This is a genomic window from Clostridium sp. AF23-6LB, assembly GCF_003461085.1.
GTDB classification, from domain to species: domain Bacteria; phylum Bacillota; class Clostridia; order Lachnospirales; family Lachnospiraceae; genus Coprococcus; species Coprococcus ammoniilyticus.
Window position 1 is genome coordinate 36,785 of sequence record NZ_QTWK01000002.1, and the last position, 15,917, is coordinate 52,701.

General features: G+C 39.7%; 15 protein-coding genes. 5 read left to right on the plus strand and 10 right to left on the minus strand.

Translation table 11 applies throughout. The features are described 5' to 3' along the window. The first annotated feature begins 3 nt into the window (after positions 1-3). The gene (locus DWY07_RS04685; RefSeq protein ID WP_117822351.1) at positions 4-1,008 is read left to right on the plus strand and encodes an ATP-binding protein; all 1,005 of its coding nucleotides are present in this window, start codon (positions 4-6) and stop codon (positions 1,006-1,008) included. Between the two features lie 96 nt (positions 1,009-1,104). Then, positions 1,105-2,304: a ribose-phosphate pyrophosphokinase gene (locus DWY07_RS04690; protein ID WP_347465299.1), complete on the plus strand. Its 1,200-nt coding sequence runs from the start codon at positions 1,105-1,107 to the stop codon at positions 2,302-2,304. 140 nt (positions 2,305-2,444) lie between these two features. On the opposite strand, the gene DWY07_RS04695 is transcribed toward DWY07_RS04690, so the two are convergent. Then, positions 2,445-4,139 (minus strand): AAA family ATPase, encoded by a 1,695-nt coding sequence (locus DWY07_RS04695; protein WP_117822352.1) that lies wholly within the window; start codon positions 4,137-4,139, stop codon positions 2,445-2,447. Positions 4,140-4,141: 2 nt separating this feature from the next. Next, the gene (locus DWY07_RS04700; RefSeq protein WP_226801102.1) at positions 4,142-5,194 is read right to left on the minus strand and encodes a DNA repair exonuclease; all 1,053 of its coding nucleotides are present in this window, start codon (positions 5,192-5,194) and stop codon (positions 4,142-4,144) included. A gap of 406 nt (positions 5,195-5,600) precedes the next feature. Between DWY07_RS04700 and DWY07_RS04705 the strand changes: the two genes are divergently transcribed. Next, positions 5,601-6,257 carry a hypothetical protein gene (locus DWY07_RS04705; protein ID WP_147340241.1) on the plus strand — a complete coding sequence of 219 codons (657 nt, stop codon included), beginning with the start codon at positions 5,601-5,603 and terminating at the stop codon, positions 6,255-6,257. A gap of 62 nt (positions 6,258-6,319) precedes the next feature. Here the strand turns inward: DWY07_RS04705 and DWY07_RS04710 are convergent, their stop codons facing one another. The 3 genes from DWY07_RS04710 to DWY07_RS04720 form a co-directional block, all read right to left on the minus strand. Next, the gene (locus DWY07_RS04710) at positions 6,320-7,720 is read right to left on the minus strand and encodes a DUF6034 family protein (protein WP_117822355.1); all 1,401 of its coding nucleotides are present in this window, start codon (positions 7,718-7,720) and stop codon (positions 6,320-6,322) included. Positions 7,721-7,933: 213 nt separating this feature from the next. Further along, positions 7,934-8,203 carry a sporulation transcriptional regulator SpoIIID gene (gene spoIIID, locus DWY07_RS04715; RefSeq protein WP_117784465.1) on the minus strand — a complete coding sequence of 90 codons (270 nt, stop codon included), beginning with the start codon at positions 8,201-8,203 and terminating at the stop codon, positions 7,934-7,936. A gap of 88 nt (positions 8,204-8,291) precedes the next feature. Next, positions 8,292-9,650: an AAA family ATPase gene (locus tag DWY07_RS04720; protein WP_117822356.1), complete on the minus strand. Its 1,359-nt coding sequence runs from the start codon at positions 9,648-9,650 to the stop codon at positions 8,292-8,294. 225 nt (positions 9,651-9,875) lie between these two features. Here DWY07_RS04720 and DWY07_RS04730 point away from each other — a divergent pair, with 225 nt between their 5' ends. Further along, the gene (locus DWY07_RS04730; protein ID WP_242997304.1) at positions 9,876-10,667 is read left to right on the plus strand and encodes an arginase family protein; all 792 of its coding nucleotides are present in this window, start codon (positions 9,876-9,878) and stop codon (positions 10,665-10,667) included. Here DWY07_RS04730 and DWY07_RS04735 read toward each other — a convergent pair. The 5 genes from DWY07_RS04735 to DWY07_RS04755 are packed head-to-tail and all read right to left on the minus strand — an operon-like array spanning position 10,633 to position 15,339. Beyond that, on the minus strand, positions 10,633-12,219 hold the full coding sequence (locus DWY07_RS04735; protein WP_117822359.1) for a YARHG domain-containing protein: 1,587 nt from the start codon (positions 12,217-12,219) through the stop codon (positions 10,633-10,635). The genes DWY07_RS04730 and DWY07_RS04735 overlap by 35 nt on opposite strands. 33 nt (positions 12,220-12,252) lie before the next feature. Beyond that, positions 12,253-13,764, minus strand: a complete 1,512-nt coding sequence (locus tag DWY07_RS04740; RefSeq protein WP_117822360.1) for a hypothetical protein — start codon at positions 13,762-13,764, stop codon at positions 12,253-12,255. Between the two features lie 22 nt (positions 13,765-13,786). Next, positions 13,787-14,263, minus strand: a complete 477-nt coding sequence (locus DWY07_RS04745) for a zinc ribbon domain-containing protein (RefSeq protein ID WP_117822361.1) — start codon at positions 14,261-14,263, stop codon at positions 13,787-13,789. 22 nt (positions 14,264-14,285) lie between these two features. After that, positions 14,286-14,723, minus strand: coding sequence for a DUF2752 domain-containing protein (locus DWY07_RS13575; RefSeq protein ID WP_117822362.1), 438 nt, complete (start codon positions 14,721-14,723; stop codon positions 14,286-14,288). Continuing rightward, entirely contained in the window at positions 14,713-15,339 is a 627-nt protein-coding gene (locus DWY07_RS04755; protein ID WP_117822363.1) for a DUF4190 domain-containing protein, read from the minus strand. Before DWY07_RS04755 ends, DWY07_RS13575 begins: the two co-directional genes overlap by 11 nt. Positions 15,340-15,547: 208 nt before the next feature. Here DWY07_RS04755 and DWY07_RS04760 point away from each other — a divergent pair, with 208 nt between their 5' ends. Further along, on the plus strand, positions 15,548-15,892 hold the full coding sequence (locus DWY07_RS04760) for a helix-turn-helix transcriptional regulator (protein ID WP_117822364.1): 345 nt from the start codon (positions 15,548-15,550) through the stop codon (positions 15,890-15,892). The last annotated feature ends 25 nt before the right edge of the window (positions 15,893-15,917 follow it).

The following is a 15,917-nucleotide window of genomic DNA, read 5'->3' on the forward strand; positions in this document are numbered from 1 at the left end:
ATTATGAAAAATATAGATTATGATAGTATATTGTCAGGCTTTCAACGGAAGCGTCTTGAAAATGAAATTCTGGCAGACAATAGAAAAGCTGAAATATATGAAAAGATTCCTGAGATAAAAAAGATCGATCAGGAAATCGCTTCCTCTTCTATTCAGGCAGCAAGAAACAGAATACGGAAACTGCCTGTTAATATGGAAGATATCAACCGGAATAACCGTGAGTTGGCAGCTCATAAAAAAGCGCTTTTAAAAGAACACGGATATCCGGAAGATTATCTGGAACCGATCTATGAATGTCCGCTCTGTCACGACACCGGTTATCAGGGAAACCGTCCCTGCAAATGTATGACACAGAAGGTGATCGACGAGCTGTATAACCAGTCCACGATCCGCGAAATCCTGGAGAGAGAGAATTTCTCTACTTTTTCCCTGAACTACTACAGCCGGGAAAACGATGGCACGCATAAGCATACGCCATACGAGAATGCCTCGAATACTTTAGCAGCATGTAAGGAATATGTCGAGCATTTTGACGAATCCCACTCCGGCATTCTCCTCTATGGAGAAACAGGGCTTGGAAAAACCTTCCTGTCCAACTGTATTGCAAAGGCTTTGTTAGACAAAGGACACACAGTTCTTTATCTGACTTCAATAAATTTATTTGAAAATATTTTATCAGGCATTATAATGGGTAATGTGCGTGAAAAAGAAAAGATGATGTTATATGATTATATCTATAACTGTGAACTGCTGATCATCGACGATCTCGGCACCGAGGTTCCGAATACCTTCGTCAATTCCCAGTTGTTTGAGATCATAAACATGCGCAACAACCGATCCCTTGCTACTCTGATCTCAACCAATCTGAGTATGCGGGAGCTTTCTGACCGGTATACGGAACGTATCATGTCCCGTATCATTGGTGACTTTAAGGTATTTCCATTATATGGAACAAATATCCGCTACACCAAACGAAAAGACCGGATCCAGAATAAAACTTCTAACTGATGGCATTGCAGTCTTCTGCATTTGCATATATACTATCAATGATACTAACAATATAAGGTATCGAATCATTACACTATAAGATTATGGAGGATATTTATCATGCCAGACGATAGCAAATTAGAAACCATACCCGTGGGCAGTCTCGGAATTGTCGCTCACAAAAGTTGTACAGGCCTTGGTGAAAAGGTTGATCATTATCTCGTAAAATGGAGAGCTAACAGAGACAATGTACACAAAGACAACATTGTTTTCCACGGATATGAAGCTGATACTTACCTGATCAGTGCCGATTGTCCACGTTTCGGCTCCGGTGAGGCAAAGGGTATTCTGAATGAATCCGTTCGTGGTAAAGATATCTATATTATGGTTGATGTCGGGAACTATAGCTGTACTTATACAATGGCAGGCCAGCCACAGCGTATGTCTCCGGATGACCATTATGCAGATTTGAAACGACTGATCGCCGCTATGACTGATAAACCAAAAAAGATCACAGTAATTATGCCATTCCTTTATGAAAGCCGCCAGCACAAGCGTTCTTCCAGAGAATCTCTTGACTGTGCCGTTATGCTTCAGGAATTAAAGTCTTATGGTGTTGACAATATTGTGACATTTGACGCACACGATCCTCGTGTCGTAAATGCCATCCCTAAGAGCGGATTTGAGAATGTACGTCCAACCTACCAGTTCATCAAGACCCTGCTCCGTACCACACCGGATCTTGAAATTGACAACAACCATATGATGGTCATTTCTCCGGATGAGGGTGCTATGCACAGAGCAATCTACTTTGCGAACCTGTTAGGTGTCGATGTCGGAATGTTCTACAAGCGTCGTGACTATTCACGCGTTGTTGATGGAAGAAATCCGATCGTTGCTCATGAATTCCTTGGTGATTCTGTTGAGGGCAAGGATGTTATCATCATCGATGATATGATTGCTTCCGGTGAAAGCATGATCGATGTTGCAAGACAGTTAAAGCAGAGAAAAGCAAAACGTGTTTACTGTATCGCTACCTTCGGTCTCTTCACAAAGGGTCTTGAAGTATTCGATAAGTGCCACGAAGAAGGTCTGATCGAAAAGGTCATCACAACCAACCTGACCTACCAGATGCCTGACCTGTTCAAGAAGGATTGGTACGAATCAGCCGATATGAGCAAGTACATCGCTCTGATCATCGACCACTTAAATCATGATGCTTCTATCAGCGAGCTGTTAGATCCTGCTGAGCGGATCAACGCACGTATCGCTGAGTACAAAGAAAAACATACCATCTCTGATAACTATGAGATGTAATTAAGTATAACTAAAAAACCCCGCCTGCATCCAGCTCTATCGTAGGTAGGGATTGAAACGCGTTGCACTGATGTTTCAATCCCTACCTGCAATAGAACTGGAAGTGGACAGGGATTTTTAATTTTTAATTTACAATCAATTTACAACTCTACATAATTATATTCCATAGAGAGATCATCCAGCATATCTCCAATGGCATTGTTTGAAGTAAAGATTATGACCTGATCGGTATCAATGCGGCTCATACAGTAGAGTGCATTTTTCAGACGGTGTTCATCATAGGCTGTAAAGATATCGTCTACAATGATCGGCATACGGTCTTTGCAGAGAAGCCCTGCGATGCACAGCCGGACAGCCAGATAGATCTGTTCAATCGTTCCGCTGCTTAGGAACTCGATCGGCATATAATGATCGTCGTCAAATACCGAAATATGCATATTCTCATCCAGTTTCACATCGTTATATTTGCCATCTGTAATGATACTGACGATCTCCGAAATATTCTCATTTAAACGGCCACCGAAATCATTATAAATATCCACCGATATATCATTGATAGTCTGGATCGCAAGGTCGATCGCCTTCTGTTCCTTCTCCATCACCTCAAACCGTTTCTGAAGCTCATCCCGTTTGCCCTTTAATTCATAATAGGAATCCCGCTTTGCTACGGCATCATGCTCTTTGAACTTCAACAGCTCTAATTTTGCATCATGTGCTTCCTGAAAATTCCGGTCGATCTCGATCCGGACTGTTCTGGATTCTGTAGCACGTCCAAGTTCATAGATCATCTGGTCGAATTCTGCCTCATCCGGTACTGCATCCGCTCCATCAAAGAAGCCCTTCCGGAATAATCCGTCAATGATCGTAACAGCCACAAATGCGATCGTACAGATTGTAAATAACTGCTGGATTGCTTTCTGGAAATTCAGCAAGTGAACCGCCAGCATAACTGCGGCAACAACCAGAATACCAGTCAGCATTATAATAAATATATTGTCAGTCAGCTTTTTCTGTGTCTTCGGACGGAACTCCTCATCATCATCCAGCGCTTCCACATCAAGGAAGATATGACTTCTGGTACGGTCTTCGTCTTCATCCGGAATTGCTGCATCCTTCTCGTTTACAAGCTGTCTTGCCTCCCGTTTCAACCGCGCGATCTCCATATTATAAGCATCCAGCTCTTCCCGGCGTTCTTCCCGGATTGCTTCCAGATCTCCGTCTACATCTCCAAGCGCATCCATCTGTTCATTTAACTGATCAATCTCTGCTGCCAGCTTTTTATTTTCAAAATTCCGGCGTTCATTTTTCAGATACCGGACCGCTTCTGTCTTATCAATATCGGCATTCCGGGTTGTGGTCAGATTTACCACATAATTGCCAAGATCCTCTGCCAGTTCCTTCCCCGGTGCAGCACCATGTTCTCCGATACAAAGGGTATTCGTATAGGTGCTTTTATCTACATCAAACAGGATGCCTTTATAAGAATTCGGATTCTTAAGCTGTACTTCTTTTCCTGTTTCAATCTCTGTCAGCGTTGCATTTTTATTTGTACGAAGGAAATTCCGCTCCAGAAGATAGCTTTTGTCATCTGTTACAGCGTATGCCTTTCCGGAATAACCACCGCCGTTTACCGGTTTGCGAAGCTCATAATTATCCAGCCTTGCTCCGATCCCTCTGGTCTTATCGATTCCATACAGCATGCCAACAATAAATTCTTTCACCGTTGTCTTACCGGATTCATTTGCACCGTAGATCAGATTCAAGCCCTTTTTCAGCCGGATCTCTTTATTATTAAATTTTCCAAATTCCTTTAATAACAGCTTATTTATATACATGATCACTTATCTCCAGTTGCAAGTATTGCTTCTACCCCATACTTTAATGCATGTTTGCTGATCTCGTCCTCTGCATCCGCGAATCGTTCAATAAACTTTCCAAGCAGATTATCTTCATTATCCAGATGAAGCTTGTCCAGATCGTACTCACACAATGTATTATCCACGATCTCATAGATACGGTAGTTTCTCATCAGACCTGAAAAATCCGGTTTCAATCCATTTGCCATATGTCCGGACAGAATAATACGGTAAATATTCTGTGTCCCCATATTCTCCATCTGCTTCGCAAGAACATCCAGAATCTTTGCTTCGCTATATTCCGGTTTCACAGCAAGCCCCAGATTAATATAACTTCGACAGTTAAATGGCTCCCAACGTATCTTTGTCTCGCCATCCTTAATCTGTCCATAGATAAATCCATGTCTGCCGGTCTCTGTCCGGTCAAGCGGCTCTAACGAACCCGGATATGCCATCTTATTCTTCACGATATGCTTTGGTTTGTGGATGTGTCCCAACGCGCAGTAGTCAAATCCCGCCTCTGCCATTTGCCGAAAATTGATCGGAATATGCTTCTCATCTCCACCATGTGCCAGCAGAATATTGACCACATCCTCCATCTGCGGCATGATATCCGCATAGACATCTTCTGTATATTCCACCTGTCCAAAACTGAATCCTGTCACACAGACATTGATATCGTCCAGATATGCATTACTGAATGTGTCTGCCGGCATCAGCACTGTGTTCGATGTAAATTCATAACTCTCTGCCGGTGATCCTTTACTGATATAATCATGATTTCCCGCGATCATGATCGTTCTTGTATTTGTGAGCTTCGACAGCTTATAATCCAGACTCTTCAGATCCTGCAGGGATGGCTGTGCATGGAACAGATCTCCCGCGATCAGCAGCAGGTCTACTTTGCGTTCTTCTGCCACAGCCAAAAGGCGGTCAAATGTTGATTCGATCTCGTCTGCCCGCTCTTTGCTCCAGCTTTTATCTTTATCAGGAACGGCGCCCAGATGGACGTCCGCTATATGAATAAATCTCATAGGATAACCCCTTTTCTGTTTCTCAGCCAGAAAAACCTCTGGCAACTCACTCTTGATTATACCCCACCTGCCCCTATATCGCAATTAAAAAGATTGGCAAACATGGATATTCCGGTCGCTGCGCCAGCAGCCGGAATATCCCAAACTACGAGTCTTTTTAATTTGCGATATAAAAGCAGGTGCGGTATACTTTGGCTATATTTTTAAGTTGATTTAAGTTATAGCTGTTATTTTATAGATAGAAACTTTTTTACAATAAGCAATTATTGGGCTGCATTTTCGTAGCACAGGAGCATGAGCAAATTAGGCATATACACCGAATAGAAAGCGCAACTTGTTTGCACCAGAATCGATCAGTGGTATACAGCCACATAAATCGGGGCAAATCAAATAAGAAATGAAAGGTGTGAATAGTAAGGATAACAAATCCGATCCATATGATAATTCAACCAACAACAGTGTTGTGACTATGAATGCAAATGCCGTCACCTCAGAAACCCAGACTTCAAATTCCTCTGACAATGCTGCAAGCTCCAAAAATACACAGTTCCCTGACAACAAACAGATGCCAGGGAATGCACCGAGCAGCATAGGAGGCTTTGACATGGATGCCGACGAATCCTGTGTCCTCACGATCAATGGCGGCACTGTTACGATCAACGCCGATGGAGATGGCATCAACAGCAATGGTTATTTCTACATGAATGGTGGAACTGTATATGTCGAAGGACCGGAGAGCAATGGCGACAGTGCACTGGACTACGGCATCTCCGCAACCATTACAGATGGTTACTTCCTGTCAACCGGATACTCCGGCATGGCGCAGAGCTTCAGCTCGGATTCTACCCAGTGTTCCTACATGCTAACGCTTTCATCAAATACAAATGGAACAACCACTGTTGTTTTGACCGATGCCGATGGAAATGTACTCCTGTCACATGAAACTTCAAAGTCCTACAATTCTGTCATCGTCAGTTGCCCGGAGCTTGAAGTTGGCAGCACCTACACCCTGACAGCCGGAGGTACCAGCCAGAGCATCACGCCGACCTCCACCGTCAACTAGGGTGGCAAGCCGAATGTCCACCGTGTATCGTAGTCTGTCCTGTAACAAACAAGCTGTGCTTTCTATTCGGTTGCGCTGGAAATGCCGCCGACTGCTTCGGCAAGCTTCATCAGGTCGAGGGCAGAGCCATCTCTGGCATCCAGAATTACGACCTGCTCCGGGAGCTCATGATCTGCAGGATCTTCGTATTCTGCAAGAATCCATGCCGGAACATATTCAAATCCGCTTCCATCTTCCTTCTGTTTCAGATAGTAAGACAACGTAATATCGTTAAATGCAATCTGCTTATATGCTGTCGGATATTTGGTGTAATATGCTGCTATAGACTCATTTGCTTTCTTAAGCATCTCATCAAAGGATAACAGTTCCACCGCCTGTGGGCTGCCATCCGCTTCCAGATAACTGTTCCAGAGAGCTTCAATTACACCATTTGCATCTACCTGAATCGTATATTTCTCGATTGGGACATTCACAAATCCATTTGCCTGACGAAGATTATCTGCGGTCCAGACCGCTACATCTGACACAGGCTGATCCTCGACAGATCTTATATATTCAAAGGAATATCCATCGACAACAACCGGAAGCTCCTGATCGGATTCACCATCATTCCGATATAACCAGCACAGATCCGATTCACTCTGTAAAATCGCATCCGATCCGCCAATCTTTGACAGAAATTCTTCAGCAATCTGCCTTGCCTCATCTACCGATAGTGAACATTCATTAATATCCGATTCCAACTCTCCATATTCATCACCCAAGCCGGTATTGTATTCTTCCAGGCTGGATGTGAATACACCGGTCGCACCTTCCATCGGACGATACTGCAGAAGATCCTCCTTTATCCGGAAAAGCGTATCATTTTCCCCTTCCTGAGGAAAACTGATTCTGTATTCCAGATCACCAACTGTACCCATATATTCATCCGCGGAATAGTCTCCCGCATTTTCTCTCTGCTTTGAAGTCGTTTGCAGCAAACGGTTCATACGGTCAATATCCGAATCATAATTCGCGGCATGTGACGGATCTGCCTTTTTCTGCTGCTCGTACAGATCGATATATTCCTGAATATCCTCCTTTGACAGCTTGTCCATATTCTCCATATCATAATAGACATAGACACCCTTATCTGTGTCAAATAACTTTTCTACCAGATTTTTTCGATATTCCGGATCGATCTCTTTCATCTTTACCGGAGCTACATACATTGCACCGGTATTCGGCACAGTAATATCCGAATCTGTCAACCGGATCTCTTTAAGCCCGGTCGATCCTGCGTCAAATGTGGTATCACACGATTCCGGAATACTATATTTACTCTGAACGCTTCCGCCATCTCCATTACCTACATCCACATTATAATCGGTATCTTTTTTCCCACACGCGGACAAAGCTGCAATACATGCAAATGCCGCTGCCATTACCACAAACTTTTTCTTTCTCCATAACTTCTGTCTCATTGTAATCGCCTCCGTTAACTATCTTTTACCCCTTATTCTCGTACATTCTCCTTGTTATATCTATTTTTTATTTTAACCAATCTCATCTGATAACACAAGTAAACTAAAAAAGAGAAGCAATCTTTTCCAAATTGCCTCTCTGCATCATCATCTCATGTCATTTTCTGACTCCATATCTTTTCGCCTTATACCAATCTATACAAATATTTTTATTCATTGTCCCTCTTGTTCTTCCCGCTCATGCAGATATTTTTCCTTCGTCGCCATTCCTCCCCGGATGTGCCGCTCCGCTTTATTTACATCCAGAACCACGCGAATCCTTGCCGCCAGAAATGGATTGATCTTTACCAGACGTTCGGTTACATCCTTATGTACCGTGCTTTTGCTTACTCCGAATTTCTTTGCTGTCTGCCGGACCGTTGCTCCGCTTTCCACGATATATTGTCCAATTTCTTCTGCTCTTTCCTCAATATAATCTCTCAAAAAAATTCCCCTACAAATCTCATTTTTACAATGTATGCAGAGGAATTTTTGTCTATGTCTATCTGATGGAATGAACATAGAATTATTTTTATTCTATTAATGCGCTTAGATCAAGCTTATATATCATATCTCCCAGTTTTTTTTCCTTATTCAAAAATGTTACCATATAAATAGGATAATATATAATATTGTCTTTTTTATTTACATTACCATTACAGAAAACAAACGCCTCATGAATATTATATCTAGGATTTTTCATGCAATTATTAAGAGCCGCATGTCTTTCATAATCTTTTCCTGATTTTATCTCAATAGGCAATACGCAATTTTCATATTCGATAATAAAATCTAATTCTCCAGATCGATTATTGTTATAATAAAACAAATTAAATCCATGACATTTCAACTCCTGTGCAACAACATTTTCATATATTGCACCATAATTTATATTGAGCTCATTCATCAACATTTTCTTTTGAATTCCATTTGCATACATGGCTGTAAGAAGTCCTACATCTGCAAGAAACAACTTAAATAAATTAGTCGATTTGGATATAAGCAACGGTAACATGGGTTCCGATACACAAAATACCGGAAGCGCAACCCCTGCATCCTTCAGCCATATAAAACTATTCTCATATCTGGAAAGCTTAAAATTTTCATTAAGATTTTTCATAATAAATCGTTTATTCTTATTGTTCAATTCACTTGGAATCAGATCAAATATGTCTTCCAAATATAATTTGCTTTCCGGATCATACTTAGCAATATCTTTTTTATATTGCATTATAATCTGGCTTTGCAAATCAATAACATTCTGAATATTATTTGTATCAATATATTGCTTAACCACCTCTGGCATTCCGCCAACGATCAAATATAAGCGAAATAATTCCAACATTTTTTCATGTATAACTTCATCTACGACTTTTTTGTTTATAAAGCAATCCTTTAATGAGTCCAATATCCGTTGGCTCACATTGTTTGCCATACAGAACTCTTCAAAATCCATAGGATACATTTCTATAACCTGCAAATATCCGACAGGAATTGATCGAATATCCTTTAATTCAACACCAAGAAGAGAACCACTTAATACATATTTATAATTTCCTTCTTCAACCAAAAATTTTATTGCCGTAACTATCTCCTTACACTCCTGTACCTCATCCAAAAAAATAATCGTTTCACCTTTTATTAATTCACCTTCTGCAAATGCCGATAATCTGAGCAAAAAATCGCGTGTATTTTTAAAATCCGAAAATAATTTTTTTGCCTCTTTATTCTCAATAAAATTGATTTCAACAAAAGAAGCTGTGGTTTCCTTTATACATTCTCTAATTATATATGTTTTACCGATCTGTCTAGCTCCAGTAACAAGCAAAGCCTTCTTTTTGGCATCCTGATTCAAAAAATTCAAAATATCATTTTTTATTTTTCTTCTCATTCTACACCTTCTTTCATATTTTCATATATATTATGCCATATCTTTGTCCGTTTATACAAGGTTATTTTTGCATTTTTGTCCGTTTATACAAGGTTATTTTTATATTTTTTGTCCGTTTATACAAGATTTGTACATTATTTTTGAACCATGATATAATGAACGCAAAATTATTTGCTCGCAAGGATGCTGATTTTGCGGAATGCATTGAAGAAAGAAGTTTTGATAATGAACAACAAACCAAACAACTACATCCTGGATTTTACGCATGTATACTGCGATGAAGATATGAAGGATAACCCACGGTTTCACTGGATCGACTGCTCTGACATTGAAGGCTGCGACCTGTATTGTTCAGATGAAGCCGCTGCCGAGATCCGGAAACGAATCATGCCATATGGAATCAAAGGTATCCATTTTATTGACTCCGGGAATTTTCATTATGTAACAAAGATAACAACCGACCAGATCAAACGACCGTTCTCGCTCGTAGTATTCGACCACCATACAGATATGCAGCGACCACTCGTTGACGGAATGATGAGCTGTGGTGACTGGGCGGGACTTGTTCTGGACCAGAATCCAAATCTGAAACAGTTAATTCTGATCGGACCGGAAGCAGCCGACATTTTCCAGATTGATGCAGTACGCAAAGACCGTCTTCTGACCTTTTCTGCTGAAGAACTAAAAAATGAGACTGCCCGAAAGAAATCAGCAAACATCCTCTCAGGTGTCCCATTTTATATTTCTATTGATAAAGATGTTCTCTCTACCCGTTTCACAGAAACCAACTGGAATCAGGGCGACATGACACTTGATATGTTGGAACATCTGCTTGGCATCATCTTAAGCCATGAAACCGTATGCGGCATCGATATCTGCGGTGAATGCCAACCGGATCTACCACTTCCAGAATACATGGAAGACGAAGAAAAAAATGAACGTATAAATCATGAGCTGATTGATTTTATTCGATCACATATTTCTAACGATACCCCATCCGTTTCTCATAATCGATGATATAATCCCTGTTTGCAAGCTCATACTGATTAAACATTGCTGTATCATCGAAATCATCCGGATCAATCGTTCCATTGTACCAGCTCTTGGAATTGAAATATGCCTGATAATCCGGATCATTAAATTTTCTTCCATGGCGGGCATATATTTCGTTAAGGGCGAGACGGCATTCATCCGGTGTCAGCCCATCCAGGTCACTATCTGATATGTATTCAGAATCACTATTCGGAAGCATATACTCGGAATCTGAAGTATCCCCTGTTTCCTGTGAGCCTGACTGGTTATCTGTATTGGCGAGCACCTTAGAATTATAATTATCACTTTCTCCGCTATATTCACAGGCTCCATCCAACGCCAATACCGTAACCATATGGTAATAATAATTTGCTCCTGCCATAGAATAAATCTTTGCAACAGCTCCCAGGGTTCCATTTTCATCAATATATGGAAGTGCCTCTGCAACATTTTCAGACGCTATTGTTTCATTGTAAACGACATCATAATAGTCATCTGTATCTTTAAAGCTTCCATACAATGAATAAAAGCAGGCATCCATGGCATCCTGTGCATCCTGTTCATAATCTGCTTCATCTATATTCAGTTCTGCAAGCAGATCCTTCTTCGTAAGCAGCTTATCGTTTTTCAGATCCAGAACATACACATTATACTCAACCATATCTGCATCAAATTGAAGCGGTATGATCAACGATAATATATTGCCATACAGAGTCCATTTATAACTGATTCCCATACAACCCGATCCATATTCATCTGTATTTTCTATGTATTTCTGTGCAAGCTTCTCGATTCTTTTATTTACTTCGTCACATGCTGCACCGTCATAATTTATGTAAGGCAAATAATATACACCTGTATAATTTACAGTTTCTACCTGTGCTGACATATCGGAATCAATAACCATATCTGCACTGTATGCAGTCTGTGCCTCACTTGTATTCTCTGAACTATTTTTCTCCGTAACCTGAGCATCTGTTGATGTATCTGTTGACAAATCCTCTGATGCATCTGTTATCATTTCTGTCTGATCTTCGGAAACCTCACTTTGTTTTGTAGTGACTTTATCGGAAGCTTCATCCTTTTTCCCATTCGAAGCATAGTAGATCTCTGCAGATAAACCTGCTGCCAGGATAGCGAAGCATATAAATATCGCCCGTTTCCATCCGCCAAATTTTCCTAAGATCAGAGGGCAAAATAATACAGCAGCCAACATCATAACTGCTCCAGCCAGATACTGTCCCATAATAAAAAACACTACAGCAACTATGATGCCACATACCGTCGCACTCCAAAAACGAAACTTCTGGTATCCTGTCAATGAAGTTGTTTCTGTTCCCTTCTTGCTCTCTCTATCATTATGGTCATTTTGCAAATCAGGCTGAATATAATCAAAAGTCTGAGTATTGTATTCTATATTCTGAGACTGACCAGATCCGGATATTTGCTCCGGTGAGGCCTGTTCTACAGGTTGTCCGCAATTTGGACATACCGCCCATCCATCCTGTAATTCTTTTCCACAATTACTGCAAAACATATTTTTCACCTTCCCTTTCTTCTATTCATTTATCTATGGTGTATACTCATACTCACTTTTATCGTATATTCCTCCATATTCATTAAACAAATCCCGGTCAGATATAGCCAGATAAATTCTTTCATATTGAGGATTATATGTCAGCATTGCACCATCTGAATAATAAATAAATACCCCATTTTCATTAATATAATCCGGTATTAATTCAAACGACCATGACAATGTATAGCCACTATACATTAACTGCAAATAACGATCACTCATATTAATAACCTGCAGATTGGAACCATTTCCTACTTGTGTATATATAGCACTATAATTTGTATACCAATACAGATCATTCTCGTTATAACTTACGGATTCATCCTGTGTTACATCTGATCCCGGCCGGGTTGCCAGACATAATTTATATTTTCCACACACTGTCATGCTGATGCGACTGGTATCTTCATTTGCATTTGCAGGAAAATCAAAAACTACCTCCACATTAGCTCCTGTATTTCCCGCCAAATTGCCAGATTCCCAATCTGACCAGATTCTTTTGCAGGCTACTCCATCATTGTCAACATCACTAAATATATTGGATGATACAAATCCAGATGTCATTTCATCCTTATTATAGACATAAACCGTGCAATGGACTTCCAAACCTTGACCATCATTTCTTGCCCGGACACGCGCATTTTTTACCTGAACGCTCCAGTATGGATCCTGATCTATAGTCTCCATTAGATAATACACATCGGAAGATACATCTGCCTTCTCACTCTTTTCTTCCGCCGCCTCCGTTGTATTTACAGTCTGCTGCTCTGTCGTAACCACGCTTTCCTCTGTTTTATCCTGTTTTGTCCCACTCTCACCAAACAAACGGCTATTGTAATCCTCAAAAAGACTTTCATTTGATTTGCCATCATAAATTACATCATGTAATACCGGATAGCCATCACTATTAAAACCAAATATTACAGATTCATCCACACCATCCGGTTCTGTAAAACTGACTGTTACATATTCTTTATCATCAACTTTCTCATACGACCAATCCAGTTCATCCTCACTATAAGCAAATCCAAAAAAGTCCTCTATCGTATAATCTGCGGTCGCCATCGGATATGTCTTAATATATTCAATACAGCCCTCTTCCCTCAAAGCATCATCCCAGTACCAGGTAAAAATACCAAGCAACACCAATATGGCACTGCCGATAATCAACAGAACTTTCTTTGATCCTGCCTTTTTTATCAACCAGGGCATTGCCAATATTCCCGCTATCGCAAATGTAATACCCGATATGGTATGTCCCATTGGAAAAGCTATAATGGCAACAAGAAACATTCCAATAAACATCCATTTCAAACGTGCCATCTTTGATTCATGATAGGCTTCCCTCAATATCTTTGATCCGCTTTCTTTTTCCTCCGAGTCACTTGAATTGTTCAAATTAATATTGGATATATTATTTGTTTGATTCTGCATATTGCCTGCGGATCTACCGCAATAAGGGCAAAAATTCCCATCAAAATCATGTCCACATATACATTTCATATATCAATCTCTCCTCCTTCAACTACCATATTAATAATTCTATTATCCAATCCATATCACCCGTAAAAAACAACCCTCCACCTATAAGAACAATGGTTACAAAACCCATAGCACGTTGTCTTTTCTTAGGTAACCGATTCAATACCAGTGGACATAAGGTAAATGCTCCACCTACTAAACAAATTCCGCTCAATATATCTCCATTAGAAAAAAAGATAATAGCAAATATAACTCCCAGAATAGTAACAACCCAAAAACATTTCCCTTGAAATCCTACTAATGGATTCAATTCCTCTTCAGGAGTTTGATTATAGTTATCTCCCGTCGTATCCGTAATGTAATTTTGATTATATGTAGATGAATACCCATATGCATTCGGGCTACTATAGGTATTCTGTTTCACCCAATTGTTGTCCATTACTGGCTGCTGTCCAACTGCTTTTCCACAATTTGAGCAAAAATTATCATTAACTTCGCATCCACAATTCCAACATTTCATATATTGTCTCCTTGAAAGTGTATCATATTATTTTGTAATTAAAGAAAATTAAAAGAATATTTTTTATAAGACATTGTCCAATTATGATTCCAACCATTATGTAAAAGCAGCCAGGACTCAATTGTAATTTCTTTTTTTTAGTCTTAAATACATTATTGATAATATCAGAACATACAAATAACATAAGCAAGAGCACCGAATATATCATAGCAGGGTGATATATAAAGCTTTTAACGAAATGTCCATTCATTAATGCTACTGCAGCCCTTGTTCCCCCACACCCGGTACAATATAATCCATACTTCTCGTATAAAATACAATGCGCCGGAATCAAATCTATTAAGGATATGTGAAAGACTTTTATGCCAAGTACCCCCATTAACAAAAATATAAATATCCATAATGCCACACTTCTTTTAAAAAACAAACCATATATCTGTTTAAACTTATTAGATTTCATCAAGCAAACTTGCTCCACATAACAATACGATCATTGCTGGTATTAAAGCAACAATTCCACACACCATTCCGGCTATTGCCATTCCTCGATTTGCTCCAGCCGCTGCCTGTTTCTTTATAGATAAATATGCAAAAACAACGGCTACAATTGCCGTAGGAAATGAAATATAATAAAAACAACAAGAACAGCATAAAGCAACAATTCCGCATACCATGGCTGTTATTGAAAATCCTTTTGCGGCTCCTCCTTCTTGTCTTGGATATGCCCCAGTATTATATGTTCCATTATAATAATTCTGGTTTACGGCTCCCGAATTATTATAATATCCCTGATTATATGTTCCATTATAAGCATTCTGATTCGATATTCCCTGACTCGTATAATAATTCTGATTATATGCTACCTGATTCATTTTCATTTCAGAACCTGTCTGCTGATATCCTACGGTCTGTTGAGTTGCGTATTGATTACTCGATACCTGTTGTTGATTTTGTGTATTTGATCCCTCTGTCGTTTGATTTGTTGTTCCCTGACTCGTCGATAATTGTTGGGATGCTGGCTTTCCACATGAAGGACAAAAGCTGCCCTCATATTCTCTTCCACATTCGCATTTCATATGAATTCCTCCTTACGTCTCATTTATCAAGATATATTTTTATAATCCTTATGTGTTAGCTTTTGCTTCTTGGATTTTACACATTATATCACATTTCTCCCTCAAATCAAACCTTTTAAGTACCATTTTAAAATATTACTAAACCTTTTAAAGTGTTATAAATGCATAGATTTACACATAAACTATATCTAGGAGGTCTAGAACACGTATGGAAAGTAATGTTTTAATAGCAATAGGAAAAAGAATCGCCGAAATACGAAAGTCCCATAATATTACTCAGGAAACTCTAGCTGACCAGCTTGGTGTAAGTCCTAAGCACATATCCCATACCGAATGTGGGAAATCCAGTCTTTCCTTAAAAAATTTAATTGAATTTTGTCATCTGTATGATTGTAGTCTGGATTATATTGTATTCGGAAAATCTGAAGACAGTACGCTGTCAAAACTGCCACCAGAAATATCAAATATACTTTACACTGGAACACCAACTGAAATAGATCGCTTGAATCGCTATCTACAAATTTATATCGAATTACTACAAAAGCAGGACTGATTTCTATCTACCGAAACCGCCCTGC